The sequence below is a fragment of the Massilia sp. Dwa41.01b genome (assembly GCF_014171775.1).
In the GTDB taxonomy this organism is placed as follows: domain Bacteria; phylum Pseudomonadota; class Gammaproteobacteria; order Burkholderiales; family Burkholderiaceae_D; genus Telluria.
The window spans coordinates 1,180,609-1,194,359 of record NZ_CP050454.1 but is presented as its reverse complement, the minus strand read 5'-3'; the positions used below and the strand labels follow the sequence as shown (position 1 = coordinate 1,194,359).

General features: G+C 58.5%; 9 protein-coding genes. 7 read left to right on the top strand and 2 right to left on the bottom strand.

Translation table 11 applies throughout. The features are described from left to right. Positions 1–210 precede the first annotated feature (210 nt). From G4G28_RS05505 to G4G28_RS05485, 5 genes are all read left to right on the top strand, one after another. On the top strand, positions 211–1,467 hold the full coding sequence (locus G4G28_RS05505) for a hypothetical protein (RefSeq protein WP_182991173.1): 1,257 nt from the start codon (positions 211–213) through the stop codon (positions 1,465–1,467). 10 nt (positions 1,468–1,477) lie between these two features. Further along, entirely contained in the window at positions 1,478–1,885 is a 408-nt protein-coding gene (locus tag G4G28_RS05500; RefSeq protein WP_182991172.1) for a hypothetical protein, read from the top strand. A gap of 127 nt (positions 1,886–2,012) precedes the next feature. After that, the gene (locus tag G4G28_RS05495) at positions 2,013–3,581 is read left to right on the top strand and encodes a methyl-accepting chemotaxis protein (protein WP_183108116.1); all 1,569 of its coding nucleotides are present in this window, start codon (positions 2,013–2,015) and stop codon (positions 3,579–3,581) included. 341 nt (positions 3,582–3,922) lie between these two features. After that, positions 3,923–5,647 carry a type IV-A pilus assembly ATPase PilB gene (gene pilB / locus G4G28_RS05490; RefSeq protein WP_182991170.1) on the top strand — a complete coding sequence of 575 codons (1,725 nt, stop codon included), beginning with the start codon at positions 3,923–3,925 and terminating at the stop codon, positions 5,645–5,647. Between the two features lie 29 nt (positions 5,648–5,676). Continuing rightward, the gene (locus tag G4G28_RS05485; RefSeq protein WP_182991169.1) at positions 5,677–6,912 is read left to right on the top strand and encodes a type II secretion system F family protein; all 1,236 of its coding nucleotides are present in this window, start codon (positions 5,677–5,679) and stop codon (positions 6,910–6,912) included. Positions 6,913–7,060: 148 nt separating this feature from the next. Here the strand turns inward: G4G28_RS05485 and G4G28_RS05480 are convergent. Continuing rightward, positions 7,061–8,205 (bottom strand): IS3 family transposase gene (locus G4G28_RS05480; protein ID WP_182989678.1). Its coding sequence is split into 2 segments (ribosomal slippage): positions 7,061–7,947 and positions 7,947–8,205, totalling 1,146 coding nucleotides; the frame shifts between segments, so codons are not numbered across the junction. 440 nt (positions 8,206–8,645) lie between these two features. On the opposite strand from G4G28_RS05480, the gene G4G28_RS05475 reads away from it, so the two are divergent. Together G4G28_RS05475 and G4G28_RS05470 are read left to right on the top strand one after the other, a co-directional pair. Then, positions 8,646–10,595, top strand: a complete 1,950-nt coding sequence (locus G4G28_RS05475) for an ATP-dependent endonuclease (protein WP_182991168.1) — start codon at positions 8,646–8,648, stop codon at positions 10,593–10,595. Then, positions 10,595–12,523, top strand: a complete 1,929-nt coding sequence (locus G4G28_RS05470; protein ID WP_182991167.1) for a UvrD-helicase domain-containing protein — start codon at positions 10,595–10,597, stop codon at positions 12,521–12,523. The genes G4G28_RS05475 and G4G28_RS05470 overlap by 1 nt, the downstream gene beginning before the upstream one ends. A 390-nt stretch (positions 12,524–12,913) precedes the next feature. On the opposite strand, the gene G4G28_RS05465 is transcribed toward G4G28_RS05470, so the two are convergent. Next, a complete protein-coding gene (locus G4G28_RS05465) occupies positions 12,914–13,561 on the bottom strand; it encodes a hypothetical protein (RefSeq protein ID WP_182991166.1) in 648 nt (215 codons plus the stop codon). Between the last annotated feature and the right edge of the window lie 190 nt (positions 13,562–13,751).

Below are 13,751 nucleotides of genomic sequence, written 5' to 3'. Positions count from 1 at the left end.
GAGAAAACATCGGTTACTGATTCTACTGTTTCAGCCACACAACAGAGCACCGCCTCCTGGCCTTATTTGCCTGGAATCGGTGCTCTTTTGCTTGTCAGCACTTTTGCCTCATGGATACAATCATTTCCGTCAATTCACGCTTCCGAGCGATCTGACGTACCACAACAAGAACTAAATCTTATAAACGCAGCATCTGTTACAGGTTGTCTTATGAATAAGCAGATTATCGTCGTCGCGCTGGCCCTGCCGCTGGCACTCTCGTCGGCCTTCGCCCAGGAATTGACGGCACCGACTGTCAAGATCAGTGGCTTCGGCACCGGCGCCCTGACCTTCAGCAATACCGACCAGGCCGAATTTGGCCGCGCCAATCAGGCTTCCGGCGCCAAGAGGAATTCCCCAAGCACTGGCGTCGACTCGAACCTCGGCTTGCAGGCTGACATCGGCGTCAATAGCTGGCTGTCCTTTACCGGCCAGGGCCTCGTGCGCCGCGACGCGGAGGACGACTTCGGTGCCGAACTGTCGTTGGGCTTCGCAAAAGTCCGTGTCAATGATCACTTCAGCTTCCGCATTGGTCGTACCGCCATGCCGACGTTCATGATTTCGGACTTCCGCAACGTAGGTTACGCCAACAACTTCCTGCGCGCCCCCGTCGAGATGTATTCGCAAGTACCGTATAGCGCCCTGGACGGCATCGATGCGACTTACCAGCAGAGCTTCGGCGACACCACCATTACCGGTAACGTGGGCTTCGGCCGTAGTCAGGCGAAGATCGTCGGTGGCGTGACTGCCGAGGCAAACCATACGACGAGCGTCAACCTGACGGCCGAACATGGTCCGTTCACGGCCCGCTTCAGCCGCGTCGACGCCAAGATTACCATCACGGGTTCGAGCAACTTGAGTAACCTGCTGAACAACCTGCGCGCTGCCGGTACCGGCTACCGGATGCCACAACTGAACACGCTGGCTGATCAACTTACCCCGATCGACAAGGATGGCTCGTTCACCTCGGTGGGCTTGACCATGGACTGGAACAACATTGTCGCCCAGAGTGAATTTGCCAAGCGCAAGAACAACAGCTATGTCACCTCGACCACCTCGTGGTACGTGATGGGCGGCTACCGTTTCGGCAAGGTCCTGCCGTACTTCATCCAGAGCAAGCTGAAGATCGACGACTTCCCGACCAACGTCGTGCCAGCGGCCTGCCCGGCCGGCTACCCGGCCGCCTGTACCCCGACCATGGCAACGCTGCGCGGCTACGTCGCCGGCTTGCCGTACTACGGCACCGGCCAGGGCGAACAGAGCACCACTTCGCTCGGCATGCGCTGGGACTTCCATAACTCGATGGCGCTGAAAGCCCAGATCGACCGCGTCAAGCCGGCCGTCGGCAACGGCCTGCTGATCAACGCCGCGCCTGGTTTCCAGCGCGACATCACCGTCGGCGCAGTCGCCCTCGACTTCGTTTTCTAAGGAGCACGCCATGAAAAACGCAATGACCATGGCTGTTGCAGCCCTCGCCCTGTCCGCCTCGATCCCGGCATTCGCCGAAGTCGTGGTGGTGGTGAACCCGAAGGCCGCCGAAGCCTCGATGTCGAAGGACCAGGTTGCCCAGTTCTTCCTCGGCAAGTCGAGCAGCATGACCCCGATCGACCAGCCTGAAGACGCCGCCATCCGTGGCGAGTTCTACAAGAAGGTGACCGACAAGGATGCGTCGCAAGCGAAGGCCCTGTGGTCGAAGCTGGTGTTCACCGGCAAGGCCACGATGCCCGCGCAAGTGGCCAACAGCGCCGCCGTGAAGGCTGCCGTTGCCGGCAATCCGAAGGCAATCGGCTATATGGAGAAAAGCGCTGTCGATTCCACCGTCAAGGTTGTCTTCACCGCGCCGTAAACAAGACTGGAAGCCCGCTTCCTGAACGCCGCCCTGGCCGCTCCATGAGCCGCCAGGGCTTAGTACGTAGGAAAGCGGGCATTGTCAGTTGTGTATTGTTAGTAGCGAGACGAGAGAGACGAGAAATATGAGCATCAAGCGCAGAATCTGGGCACTACCGGTCATTTCGACCCTGATTTTCGGCCTCGGCGTAGGCGTGTCCGCGATGATCGCGAACGACGCGCTGGAGTCGATCAATTCCACCGAGCGTACCGACTACCCGGTGCTTGACGCATCCAAGGCTCTCACGCTCGAGATCGGCGACATCACCGACGGTCTGCGCGACGCCGTGTCCGAAGGCGACAAGGCGCGCATCGAGCAAGTCGGCGAGCAGGCCAACAAGGTCCGCACCCACCTGCAGCAGTTCGGCCAGATCGACGGCCAGCGCGAAAACGGCGCACGCCTGCTGAAGGAATTCAACGAATACTATGCGCCGGCGCTGTCGGCCGCGCGCATCATGCTCGAACTCGAGCAAGGCGACCCGCAAGCCGTGGTGCCGAAAATGCAAAGCACGCTGGCGGCCCTGAACGCCGACCTGGAAAAGACCCAGGCCAAGGCCAAGGAACAGTTCAAGGCCGGCATCGTCAGCAGCGCCAACAACGTCAGCCGCGTGCTCTGGACCATGATCTTCACCGCCATCGTGGTGGTGGCGGCGCTGGCACTGGTGTCGTGGTTCGTCGTGCGCGCCATCTGGCACCAGCTGGGCGGCGAGCCGGAATATGCCCGCGAAATCGCCCGTGCCGTGGCCGCCGGCGACCTGGCGATGGATATCCGTACCGAACCGAGCGATACCGCCAGCCTGCTGGTGGCGCTGAAGGACATGCGCGCCCGCCTGGCGACGATGGTTGCCGAAATCAAGGGCTCGGCCGAGACCATCGCCGTTGCCAGCGCCGAGATCGCCAGCGGCAATGCCGACCTGACCGGCCGCACCGAATCGCAGGCCGCGAGCCTGGAACGCACCGCCCGTGCGATGGACGAGCTGACCGGCGCCGTGCGCCAGAACGCCGCCAACGCCAACGAAGCGAACAAGCTCGTGGTGAGCGCGACCGACATTGCCACCCGCGGTGGCCAGGTCGTGGGTGGCGTCGTCAGCACCATGGGCGACATCAACACCTCGGCCAAGAAGATCGTCGAGATCATCTCGGTCATCGATGGCATCGCCTTCCAGACCAACATCCTGGCGCTGAACGCGGCGGTCGAAGCGGCCCGTGCCGGCGAACAGGGCCGTGGTTTCGCGGTCGTGGCCGGCGAAGTGCGCAACCTGGCCCAGCGCAGCGCCGCGGCGGCCAAGGAAATCAAGGAACTGATCGGCGACTCGGTCTCGAAGGTCAATGCCGGCAGCGCGCTGGTCGACCAGGCCGGCGTGACCATGGGCCAGATCGTCGACTCGGTCAAGAAGGTGCACGACATCATGGCCGAGATCTCGGCAGCCGGCCAGCGCCAGAGCGAAGGCATCGAGGACATCGGCCGTGCCATCGACAGCATGGACGAGATGACCCAGCAGAACTCGGCCCTGGTCGAGGAAGCCTCGGCCGCCGCCGAATCGCTGACCGAGCAGACCGGCCAGCTGACCGGCGCCCTGTCGGTGTTCAAGCTGGCCGAACACGGCGGCGCCCCGGCTGTCGCGACGCGCCCGGCTCCGCTGGCACTGCGCTGATCGAAGGACAGCTCCTGGAAAACAGCGCCTGCGGGCGCTGTTTTTTTTGCCCCATGGCCGGCGCGCCGCACCATCAAGGCAAGCCGGCTCATCCATTATTCTTTTTGCATCATCGATATCGCGATGTCCACACTCGTTGATGCGTCGCTAACATCTGCTGGCGAAACGCCAACAGAATCCTGTCCCTGAGGCGTCTTGCATATTCGTCTCCGTGGTGTGTACGCATCTTGCGCTACCTAAATGCTTTACAAAAGGAATGCCTGTAGGCATCATCCAAAGAGTCCGGCGTCCGGTTATTCCCAGGCGCCGCCTTCAGTCGCTCCTCTACTTTTACGGTTCTTATGGCAGCAGTCCTCCCGAACACGACCTCAAGCACACCGATGTCGGGTTTGGCGCGTGCGCTGGTGCAGGTCGGCCGTTTGAGCGCGGCGCAAGCCGATGCTTGCCAAAAGAAAGCCGTCGCCGACCGCAGCAGCTTCATCGACGCACTCCTCGCCAGCGGCGGCATCGATGCCCAGTCGCTCGCCGTGTTCTGCGCCGAGACCTTCGGCTATCCGCTGCTCGACCTGTCGAACTTCAACCTGGCTTCGCTGCCGGCCAGCGCGATCGACATCAAGCTGATGGCGACGCAACGCGTGATCGCCCTGGCCAAGCGCGGCAACCGACTCTCGGTCGCGATCTCCGATCCGACCAATACCCAGGGCCTGGACCAGATCAAGTTCCAGAGCGAAGCGGCAGTGGAGCCGGTGATCGTGGCCCACGACGCCCTGCTGGCGCTCCTGTCGAGCCTGACCAAGTCCGCCGACGAGAGTCTGGGCGACCTGGCCGGCGACGACAACGACATCGAATTCGCCGAGGAAGAGCAAAGCGCGGTACCGGTGGAGTCCACCAACGATGTCGAAGACGCGCCGATCGTGCGCTTCCTCAACAAAATCCTGCTGGACGCGGTGCAGCTGGGCGCTTCCGACATCCATTTCGAGCCTTTCGAGAAGTTCTACCGCATCCGCTTGCGGGTCGACGGCGTGCTGCGCGACCATGCGATGCCGCCGCTGTCGATCCGCGACAAGCTGGTCTCGCGCATCAAGGTGCTGGCCAAGCTCGACATCTCGGAAAAGCGCGTGCCGCAGGACGGGCGCATGCGCCTGATCCTCTCAGCCACGCGCACCATCGACTTTCGCGTCAGCACCCTGCCCACGCTGTTCGGCGAAAAGACGGTCATGCGTATCCTCGACGCGACCCAGGCCCAGATGGGCATCGACGCGCTCGGCTACGACCCCGACCAGAAGGCCCTGCTGCTCGACGCGATCTCGCGCCCTTACGGCATGGTGCTGGTGACCGGGCCGACCGGCTCGGGCAAGACCGTCTCGCTGTACAGCTGCCTGAACGTGCTGAACAAGCCGGGCATCAATATCTCGACCGCGGAAGACCCGGCCGAGATCAACCTGCCCGGCGTGAACCAGGTCAACGTCAACGACAAGGCCGGCCTCACCTTCCCGGTGGCGCTGAAGTCCTTCCTGCGCCAGGATCCCGACATCATCATGGTCGGCGAGATCCGCGACCTGGAAACGGCCGACATCGCGATCAAGGCCGCGCAGACCGGCCACATGGTGTTCTCCACCCTGCACACGAACGATGCGCCCTCGACCCTGACGCGCCTGATGAACATGGGCGTGGCCCCCTTCAACATCGCTTCCTCGGTGATCCTGATCACCGCGCAGCGCCTGGCACGGCGCCTGTGCACCTGCAAGCAGCCGGTCGAGATGGAACCCGAAGCGCTGCTGGCCGCCGGCTACCGCGAGAGCGACCTGGAAGGCGACTGGAAGCCCTACGGCCCGGTGGGCTGCGAACGCTGCCTCGGCTCCGGCTACAAGGGCCGCGTCGGCATCTACCAGATCATGCCGATCAGCGAGGCAATCGAGGCGCTGATCCTCGCGAACGGCAACTCGATGCAGATCGCCGAGCAGGCCGAGAAGGACGGCGTCAACTCGCTGCGCCGCTCGGGCCTGATGAAGGTGAAACAGGGGCTGACGAGTATCGAGGAAGTATTTGGCTGTACCAACGAGTAGTGACTAGATAAGCGACTGACAGGATTACTATGGCAACATCCCTCACCACCCGCGCCCGCGGCGGTGCCCAAGTCAAGGAAGCGGTCTACGCCTGGGAAGGCAAGGACAAGTCCGGCAAGACCGTCCGTGGCGAACTGCGTGCCGGCGGCGAGGCGATCGTCAACGTGACCCTGCGCCGCCAGGGCATCATGGTCACCAAGGTCAAGAAGAAGATCTACCGCTCCGGCAAGAAGATCACCGACAAGGACCTGACCATGTTCACGCGCCAGCTGGCAACGATGATGAAAGCCGGCGTGCCGCTGCTGCAGGCTTTCGATATCGTCGGCAAGGGCCACGCGAATCCGTCGATGTCCAAGCTCCTGCTCGACATCCGCGGCGATATCGAGACCGGTACCAGCCTGAACAACGCTTTCCGCAAGTACCCGCGCTATTTCGACCCGCTGTTCTGCAACCTGGTCGGCGCCGGCGAACAGGCCGGTATCCTGGAAGACCTGCTGCACCGCCTGGCGATCTACAAGGAAAAGACGCTGGCGCTGAAGGCCAAGATCAAGTCGGCCATGACCTACCCGATCGCCATTCTCGCCGTCGCCTTCATCGTCGTGGCCGTGATCATGATCTGGGTGGTGCCGGCCTTCAAATCGGTGTTCACCAGTTTCGGCGCCGACCTCCCGGGGCCGACCCTGATCGTGATGGGCATGTCGGAATTTTTCGTCGAATGGGCCTGGCTGATCTTCCCCGGCATTGCCGCCGCCATCTACTTCTTCTTCCAGTCCTGGCGCCGCTCGCTCAAGATGCAGCAGACCATGGACCGCCTGCTGCTGCGCGTGCCGGTCTTCGGCGACGTGATCCGCAAGGCCACCATTGCCCGCTGGACCCGTACGCTGGCGACCATGTTCGCCGCCGGCGTGCCGCTGGTCGAGGCGCTCGATTCGGTGGGCGGGGCCTCCGGCAATGCCGTCTACCTCGACGCCACCCGCCGCATCCAGACCGAAGTGTCGACCGGTACCAGCCTGACCGTGGCCATGCAGAACTCGAACGTCTTCCCCAGCATGGTGACCCAGATGGTGGCGATCGGCGAGGAATCCGGCGCGCTCGACAGCATGCTGGGCAAGGTCGCCGACTTCTTCGAAGACGAGGTCGACGAAGCCGTCGCCGCCCTCTCCTCGCTGATGGAACCGATGATCATGGTCATCCTGGGCGTGCTGATCGGCGGCCTGGTGGTGGCGATGTACCTGCCGATCTTCAAGCTCGGTTCGGTGGTCTAAACAACACTTGTAGGTTCTCAGAATACTTCGCAGCGTCTCAGAAAACTTCGCAGCGAATTCGCAGCGTTCTCACGTAGTTCGCAGTAGCTCTACCTCTATCTGACGTAAAGCTACTGCTGGCCTTCCCTCATCGTCACGGACACTTCCGTTAGGCGCATTTTAGATTTTCAAACTGTACCGGGCTGATGTAGCCGATAGTGGAATGACGCCGGCGTGGATTGTAGAACCTTTCGATATAGTCGAACACGTCAGCGCGTAAATCATCTCGGGTCCGGTAGTGCTTTTTGCTCAGGCGCTCGGTCTTGAGCGTCGAGAAGAAGCTTTCCATTGCAGCGTTGTCCCAGCAGTTGCCACGACGGCTCATGCTGCAAACGATGCCGTGAGACTCGAGCAAGCGCTGAAAGTCTTCGCTGGTGTATTGGGAGCCTTGGTCGGAATGATGCAGCACTGCCCGAGGACGGCCACGACGGAAAACAGCCATCAGCAGGGCATCCATTACCAGCTGTGCCGTCATTGTCGGTTGCATCGACCAGCCCACTACACGCCGCGAGTACAGGTCGAGGACAACAGCGACAAACAGCCAGCCTTCGCCAGTCCATACATAGGTAAAGTCAGCTGCCCATTTCTGGTTCGGGCCTGTCGCTTCAAACTGCCGGTCCAGCAAGTTGGGCGCAATGGCGTGGATCGGCGCGTCAAGCTGGCCTGGTGCACGGCGACGCTTATGCCGAGCCTTGATGCCAGCTGCTTTCATCAGCCGTGCTACGCGATTCTCGCTGCAAGCGAAGCCAGCATCGATAAGGTCTCGCACTACGCGCGGCGAACCATATGTGCCATCGCTGGCTTCGTAGCTATGCTTGATGGCCTTGAGCAGCTGCGCATTCTCGCGTTCGTGCGCACTCACTGGCCGGCCGAACCAGTCGTAAAAGCCGCTGCTCGATACGCCGAGTAGACGACACATCGTCCGCGTCGGCCAGATGGTTCGATATTTGGCGATGAAGCCGTACTTCACTTGAGGTCGGCTGCGAAGTAGCCGAGCGCCTTTTTTAAGATGTCGCGCTCCGTCTTGACCTTGGCCAGCTCGCGCCGCATGCGCTCATATTCCTGGCTTGAGACCTTCTCGCTCCCGCCTGTGACCTCTGCATCCACGTTGGCGTCTCTGCACCACCGTCCCAGCAGGTTCGCGCCAATGCCCAGGTCTCGCGCAATTGCCGCCTTGCTCGCACCAGGCTGGCCTACCAGCTTGACTGCCTCTCGCTTGAACTCTTCTGAAAACAACCGTCTTTCACGTGCCATGTAATACCTCCGATAGGGACATCATACCTATCGAAAGTGTCCGAGCTGGTGGGGGAAGGCCATGCCTCATACTGCAGTCGGCGCAGCCAAGCTGGACGTGCTCATGATTATAGGCTCGATCGGCATACAGCTTACCTGAACGTTTGCGCGCTCGACCTGGCAGTCCTTTAACGCCCGGGAACGCCTCGACAAACGGTAATGTAGCCCTGAGTCGTGCACTTACGCATCTAAGATCCTCGCAACGAGACAGCCGCGAAAGCTTCGTCCTTCTACGCCTGCTTCCTAATGCTTGCTGACGTCCATACTTGATCCGCGATCAACTGCCTTTAGATCTTCTAGCAGTCATGCAAGGATGACTGACTGTCGCTAGCGCAAGGGTCTTCCTCATTAGACTAATGGAAGTTCCGTTACACTAAGGAACTTAAAAGACTGGGGGGAACATGTACGTTCGTCGGATTACAGCCTGCAATTTCCGAGCATTCGGGACAGAGAAAGATGGAAAATACCTTAACCTGATTCTCAACCAAGGCCTGAACGTCCTCGTTGGCGAGAATGATGCCGGTAAAAGCAGTATCGTGGATGCCCTTCGATACGCCCTGTCCACAACTAGCAACGATTACCTGCGCATCGACGACCTAGACTTTCACGTATTCAAGGACGCTCGCGCCGAAGAGCTAAGCATCGAGGTTGAGTTTGGCGGTCTGTCCAAGGACCAGAAAGCTGCGCTACTCGATTGGCTCACCATTGAGCGCGATAAAGAGCCATATCTCGTCATCCACCTTCGCGCTCGTAGACGAACCGATACGACGGAGAGCCGCAGCCTGCAGCCGATAGTGCGTACTAATTCAGGTGCCGGCGGCCACGGCCCGGAAATCGGAGCAGCAGCCCGAGACCTAATTCGCGCCACTTATCTCAAGCCATTGAGAGATGCTGTATCCGAGCTTCGCCCCAAGAAGGGCTCGAGGCTTTCCCAAGTGCTCCGGGCTCAAAAGGCCATGAAAAACCATGGGATCAACAAATTTGATCCTAAGAACCCCGACGTGATTCCTAACACCCTCGTCGAGGTCATGGCACAAGCTCAGCACCGTATCAGTGGGTTCCCGATCATCAAGGATGTCAGGGATAAGCTCAACAAGAGCTATCTCAATGAGTTGAGCTTTGAAGATGCACCTCTGCTGTCTGACATCCAGATGGCCTCCGAGCCCTCTCTCGTGCAATTGCTGGAAAAGATGGAGCTCACCCTAGATGCCCCCTCACCTGTTGGCAATGCGGAGGCCTGCGAGCGGGGTCTGGGCTACAACAACGTACTGTTCATGGCCACCGAGCTGCTCTTGCTCGGCACGGGCATGGAACTCGCGCTCCTTCTTATTGAAGAGCCGGAAGCCCATCTCCATCCTCAACTTCAAGCTCGTGTGCTGGAAATGCTCTCTTCGAGAGCCGCCAAAGACGGTATCCAAATCGTCCTGAGCACGCACAGCCCGAATATCGCGGCTAGCGCTCCGGTGGAGAACGTCATTCTCGTCTGCAAAGGCAAAACTTTTCCTTTGCGCAAGAATGAAACAAAGCTTGATGACAGCGACTATAAGTACCTGTCCAGGTTCCTGGACGTGACTAAAGCCAATCTGTTTTTCGCGCGAGGTGTGCTGATCGTCGAAGGACCTGCAGAAGAGCTTTTGCTGCCGGCTCTTGCCGAGGCCTGCGGTCGCTCTTTCACGGCCAACGGTATTTCCGTCGTGAATGTCGGATCAGTGGGGTTGTTTCGATATGCCCGAATCTTTCAGAGCCTCACAGGTGCACATGTTCCGATTCCAGTGGCTTGCGTCACCGACCGGGACATTGTTCCAGATGGCGTAGCCTACGTCCAAGGACGATTGGACAAGGAGAAAGCCGGTGTCGCCTTGCCGAAGGGACGAAAGAAGCACAGCAATCGGAAGGAAGCAGACTTCTCACGTGAAGAGGCTGCAGCTCACGTCAAAGCGCGCGTGGATCGAGCAGCAGGCGGGAACACGAAAGTGTTCGTTTCCGACAAGTGGACGTTGGAATATGACCTTTTGACCTCTGGCTGCAGAGATGCGATGTTCACCGGAATCCAACTCGCTGATGCCGAAAATTCGGACGGAATACTAACAGCCGAAGTACGCGCCAAAACCATGAAAGAGGCAAAGGAGTTTCTCGAAGAACAAGATGAAGCTCTAGGCGCAAACGAAGCAATAGCCATCGACGCGTACGAGCTGCTCGCAGATGGATTGTCGAAAGCAATCTCAGCACAATATGCGGCCGAACTTCTCAGGAATGGGCATTGTGGCAAGGGTGAAGAGCTCTTCAACAAGCTTCCGCCTTATTTAGCGAATACCTTCAATCATCTTATGCCACACTTGGAGCCGCTCTGATGCCAGTGCAGTTAAATGTTGAGGACCTAAAGCAGTTAGGCAAATGGTTTCCCCAGCTGTCATTTGATCGCGATGACCAAATCAGGGCTTTGCTTCACATGGAGTCGGCAGATTTTCAGGCGGTTCCTGGGAGTGGAAAAACAACGCTGCTCGGGGCAAAACTCGCCTTATTATCGCGAAAGTGGCCTTACGCGAATCGCGGAATCTGTATTCTCAGTCACACTAACGTGGCTAAGCAGGAAATCGAACAACGGCTTCTGAGCCTTCCTGGCGGCGAGGCACTTCTGGCCTACCCACATTACATCGGAACCATCCAGACCTTCATCAACAAATACTTGGCAATCCCTTGGCTTAGAGCGAGGGGAGTCGAGCTAAAAGAGATTGATGACGATGCGTACGGAGATAGATTTTTAAGCTTGGCAAAGAAGGACGTAGATGTTAAAGGGTGGCTTTTCCCACAAAAATTTCAGTGGGAGCGTTCGAGCGCGATTCGAGGAATTCGATTCAGTGGCCCCGAACTGACGTTGACCACAAGCGCACGGACAGCACTTCCTGCGAATGGCAAAACCATCGATGCCCTCAAGCGGATTAAAAACCGCCTTACCAAGGATGGTTGGCTCTGTTATGACGACATGTTTGCGTTCGCAGAAAGGGCGCTGAAGTATGCTCCGACCCTAGACGACACTATTGCCCATCGCTTCCCGCTGGTCTTTATGGATGAAATGCAGGACACCAGTGACCTACAACTGGACGTGCTCAGCAACGCATTCCTAGGAGACGCCATCATTCAGCGCTTTGGGGACATCAACCAAGCGATCCTGATCCGAGGAGCCGGGACCCATGCGCACGCTTTCCCAAAACCGGGGTTCTTTGAGGTTTCGTCCAGCCTGCGCTTCGGTCCCCTAATTGCGGATGTAGCCAATCGCTTGAAGCTTGTGGGCGGACACATAGAAGGCAGTGGCGGTAGAGCAGTTGCGCAGCCTGCACTGATCCTGTATTCGGACGCAACGATACAGAGCGTGGTTCAACGGTTTGGCACATGGGCCGCCGAAAACTTCGCTCCCAACGAGCTAGCTTCACGGCCGATCAAGGCAGTCTGTGGCGTCAAGCGCGAAGGCAATGCGCAACAGCCTGTCGGGAGGCACATCAAGGACTATGTGCCGGACTTTGTCATTGACGCGAGCCGCCCTGCGGGCGCTCGATCAACGATCTGCAGGCTCGTCCGTGAGGCAGGCACAGTCGAGTACACCGCTGGGGATGTAACGAAGCGTACCGGCAGCGCGCGACTTGCCGTGTTGAAGCTATTGAGACACTGCGGGCGCCCCGATCTTCGCGATTTGGTTGGTTGGTCCCAGTTGCGGAGGGACCTCCATCAAGACTCGCAAGCCCTGCAGGCCGTGAACCGCGTCGTGCTCGACATCGTCGAAGGCCAGTACGCCACCGAAACGCAGGAGCTTTGGGATACCTCGCTAGAACGACTGTTGACGGGACTCGAGCCCCTTATCGAGTTGGATGCGCAGGTGCCAAACGTCGCTGAGACGGAGTTTGAAGCCGACGATAGGGCCCCACTTGCTGTACGGCCTGGCGGGGCTAACACCCTGCGCATTGATGCCTACGGCAAGTCTTTTGACCTTCATCTGTCGACGATTGCAGGCGTCAAGGGCGAAACGCATCTAGCGACGCTGGTGCTCGAGTCATGTGTCAACAAGCGCTACGACCTCAGTGAACTAATCCCCTACCTTCTAGGACAAGAGGCTGCAAATATGGTGACTGACCCGGTACGTAAGGCACAACTCCACAACATCTTTGTTGCGGTGACGAGAGCGACCGGCATGGTAGCCATAGCGATCCACGCTGACCGGGCACCTGAAGCATCACTACCGCTGATGCAAGCCGCAGGATGGGTTATTTGGGACTGGACCAAGTGATCCGTAAATATGGTTTGGTAGGCTGACGCTGGCCGCTGTCCAAGGATCGATACAACGCTATCCAAGTATCCTGCCTTCGGTGATCGCATGGGCAAAAACCACACGAGTAGGTCTCTCAAACGCGCAGCTCACTGTAGCCGTATCCTCCCACACCTGGACCGGCCGCGGTGGTCAGCCGAGGTAGATCGCCGAAGCGCTGGCAAGCGGCAAGCGGCAAGCGGCAAGCGGCAAGAATCTTGGCGACTTCCGCATGAAGAAGCAATGGTGTATATCAGCTCGTACCGCTGACTTAGGTCTGCTATCGGCTGCGCATGCAATTGTTCGACACGGCACACTCATAAAATCGTTGTGCAGACGGTTCGTAGTTAAGTGTCGTCTCTAATGGAAGGATTAGACATCGCTCTCCCCTTTCGATTTTGCCCGTCCAAAATGGTGATTAGGCGTATAGACGAACTGGTGTCCAACGTCCAAGGCATGGACCACTGCATATAGATTTTTAACGAAAGAAGAGCAGCGTGCGATAGCGACATACAGTTGGAATAGTGAGGGCATTTCGCCGATGGCTGTATGTATATCTACCAACTCCTGTTTCTTTGATTTCTCCGAGTGAAAGAACTCAGAGTTAAACCAGAGATCGATCATTCTTCTGTTTGAAACTGGATGACCTAGATTAGCGGATACCTGCGTGGCCTTCATTGCCTCTTTGTATTGGCCGGCCAACCAATCCATGTATCCGCCGGCCCATTCATCTTGAGTGCGTCGCCGCACCTTCGTCAGAATCTTTTGGAACTGCGTCGGCTCTTTGTCGGCATAGAAGAATCTGAAGTTCCGAGCTAGGCTCGCGACCTCTTCTACATCAGGAGTGTTAGCCTCGAATGTGAATTCATCGGGCTTCTCGGTGGGCGTAGTTCGGGAGATCGGAATTCCTTGGTACTTCCTTTGAGCGCTCGCCAGTTTCTCTACTCTCTCCCGAAAGAGCACTACATCCGAAAAATCCTCGGCGTCCATCCCAACAACGGGGCTCTGGCGCCTAATCATGTGGTCGAGAATGGGAAGAGGCATTTGGAGATGTCTAATTAATGGGCCGAAAGCGGACTATCAGAATGGCTCAGTGTACGCGAGTGTTGCTCCTGAAGCAAGTATTGGGTTTTTCAGTATGCTTGTCCAGAAAGGTTCAGCTTTCGGTCAGCTTTTATGAAAATGTTCTTGCCATGATGATTTGAGCGTC

What these genes read in the sequence shown, in the direction of transcription:
- G4G28_RS05505 (WP_182991173.1), top strand. Translation starts at nt 211, where the DNA reads ATGAATAAGCAGATTATCGTCGTCGCGCTGGCCCTGCCGCTGGCACTC.
- G4G28_RS05500 (WP_182991172.1), top strand. Translation starts at nt 1,478, where the DNA reads ATGAAAAACGCAATGACCATGGCTGTTGCAGCCCTCGCCCTGTCCGCC.
- G4G28_RS05495 (WP_183108116.1), top strand. Translation starts at nt 2,013, where the DNA reads ATGAGCATCAAGCGCAGAATCTGGGCACTACCGGTCATTTCGACCCTG.
- pilB (WP_182991170.1), top strand. Translation starts at nt 3,923, where the DNA reads ATGGCAGCAGTCCTCCCGAACACGACCTCAAGCACACCGATGTCGGGT.
- G4G28_RS05485 (WP_182991169.1), top strand. Translation starts at nt 5,677, where the DNA reads ATGGCAACATCCCTCACCACCCGCGCCCGCGGCGGTGCCCAAGTCAAG.
- G4G28_RS05475 (WP_182991168.1), top strand. Translation starts at nt 8,646, where the DNA reads ATGTACGTTCGTCGGATTACAGCCTGCAATTTCCGAGCATTCGGGACA.
- G4G28_RS05470 (WP_182991167.1), top strand. Translation starts at nt 10,595, where the DNA reads ATGCCAGTGCAGTTAAATGTTGAGGACCTAAAGCAGTTAGGCAAATGG.
- G4G28_RS05465 (WP_182991166.1), bottom strand. Translation starts at nt 13,561, where the DNA reads ATGATTAGGCGCCAGAGCCCCGTTGTTGGGATGGACGCCGAGGATTTT.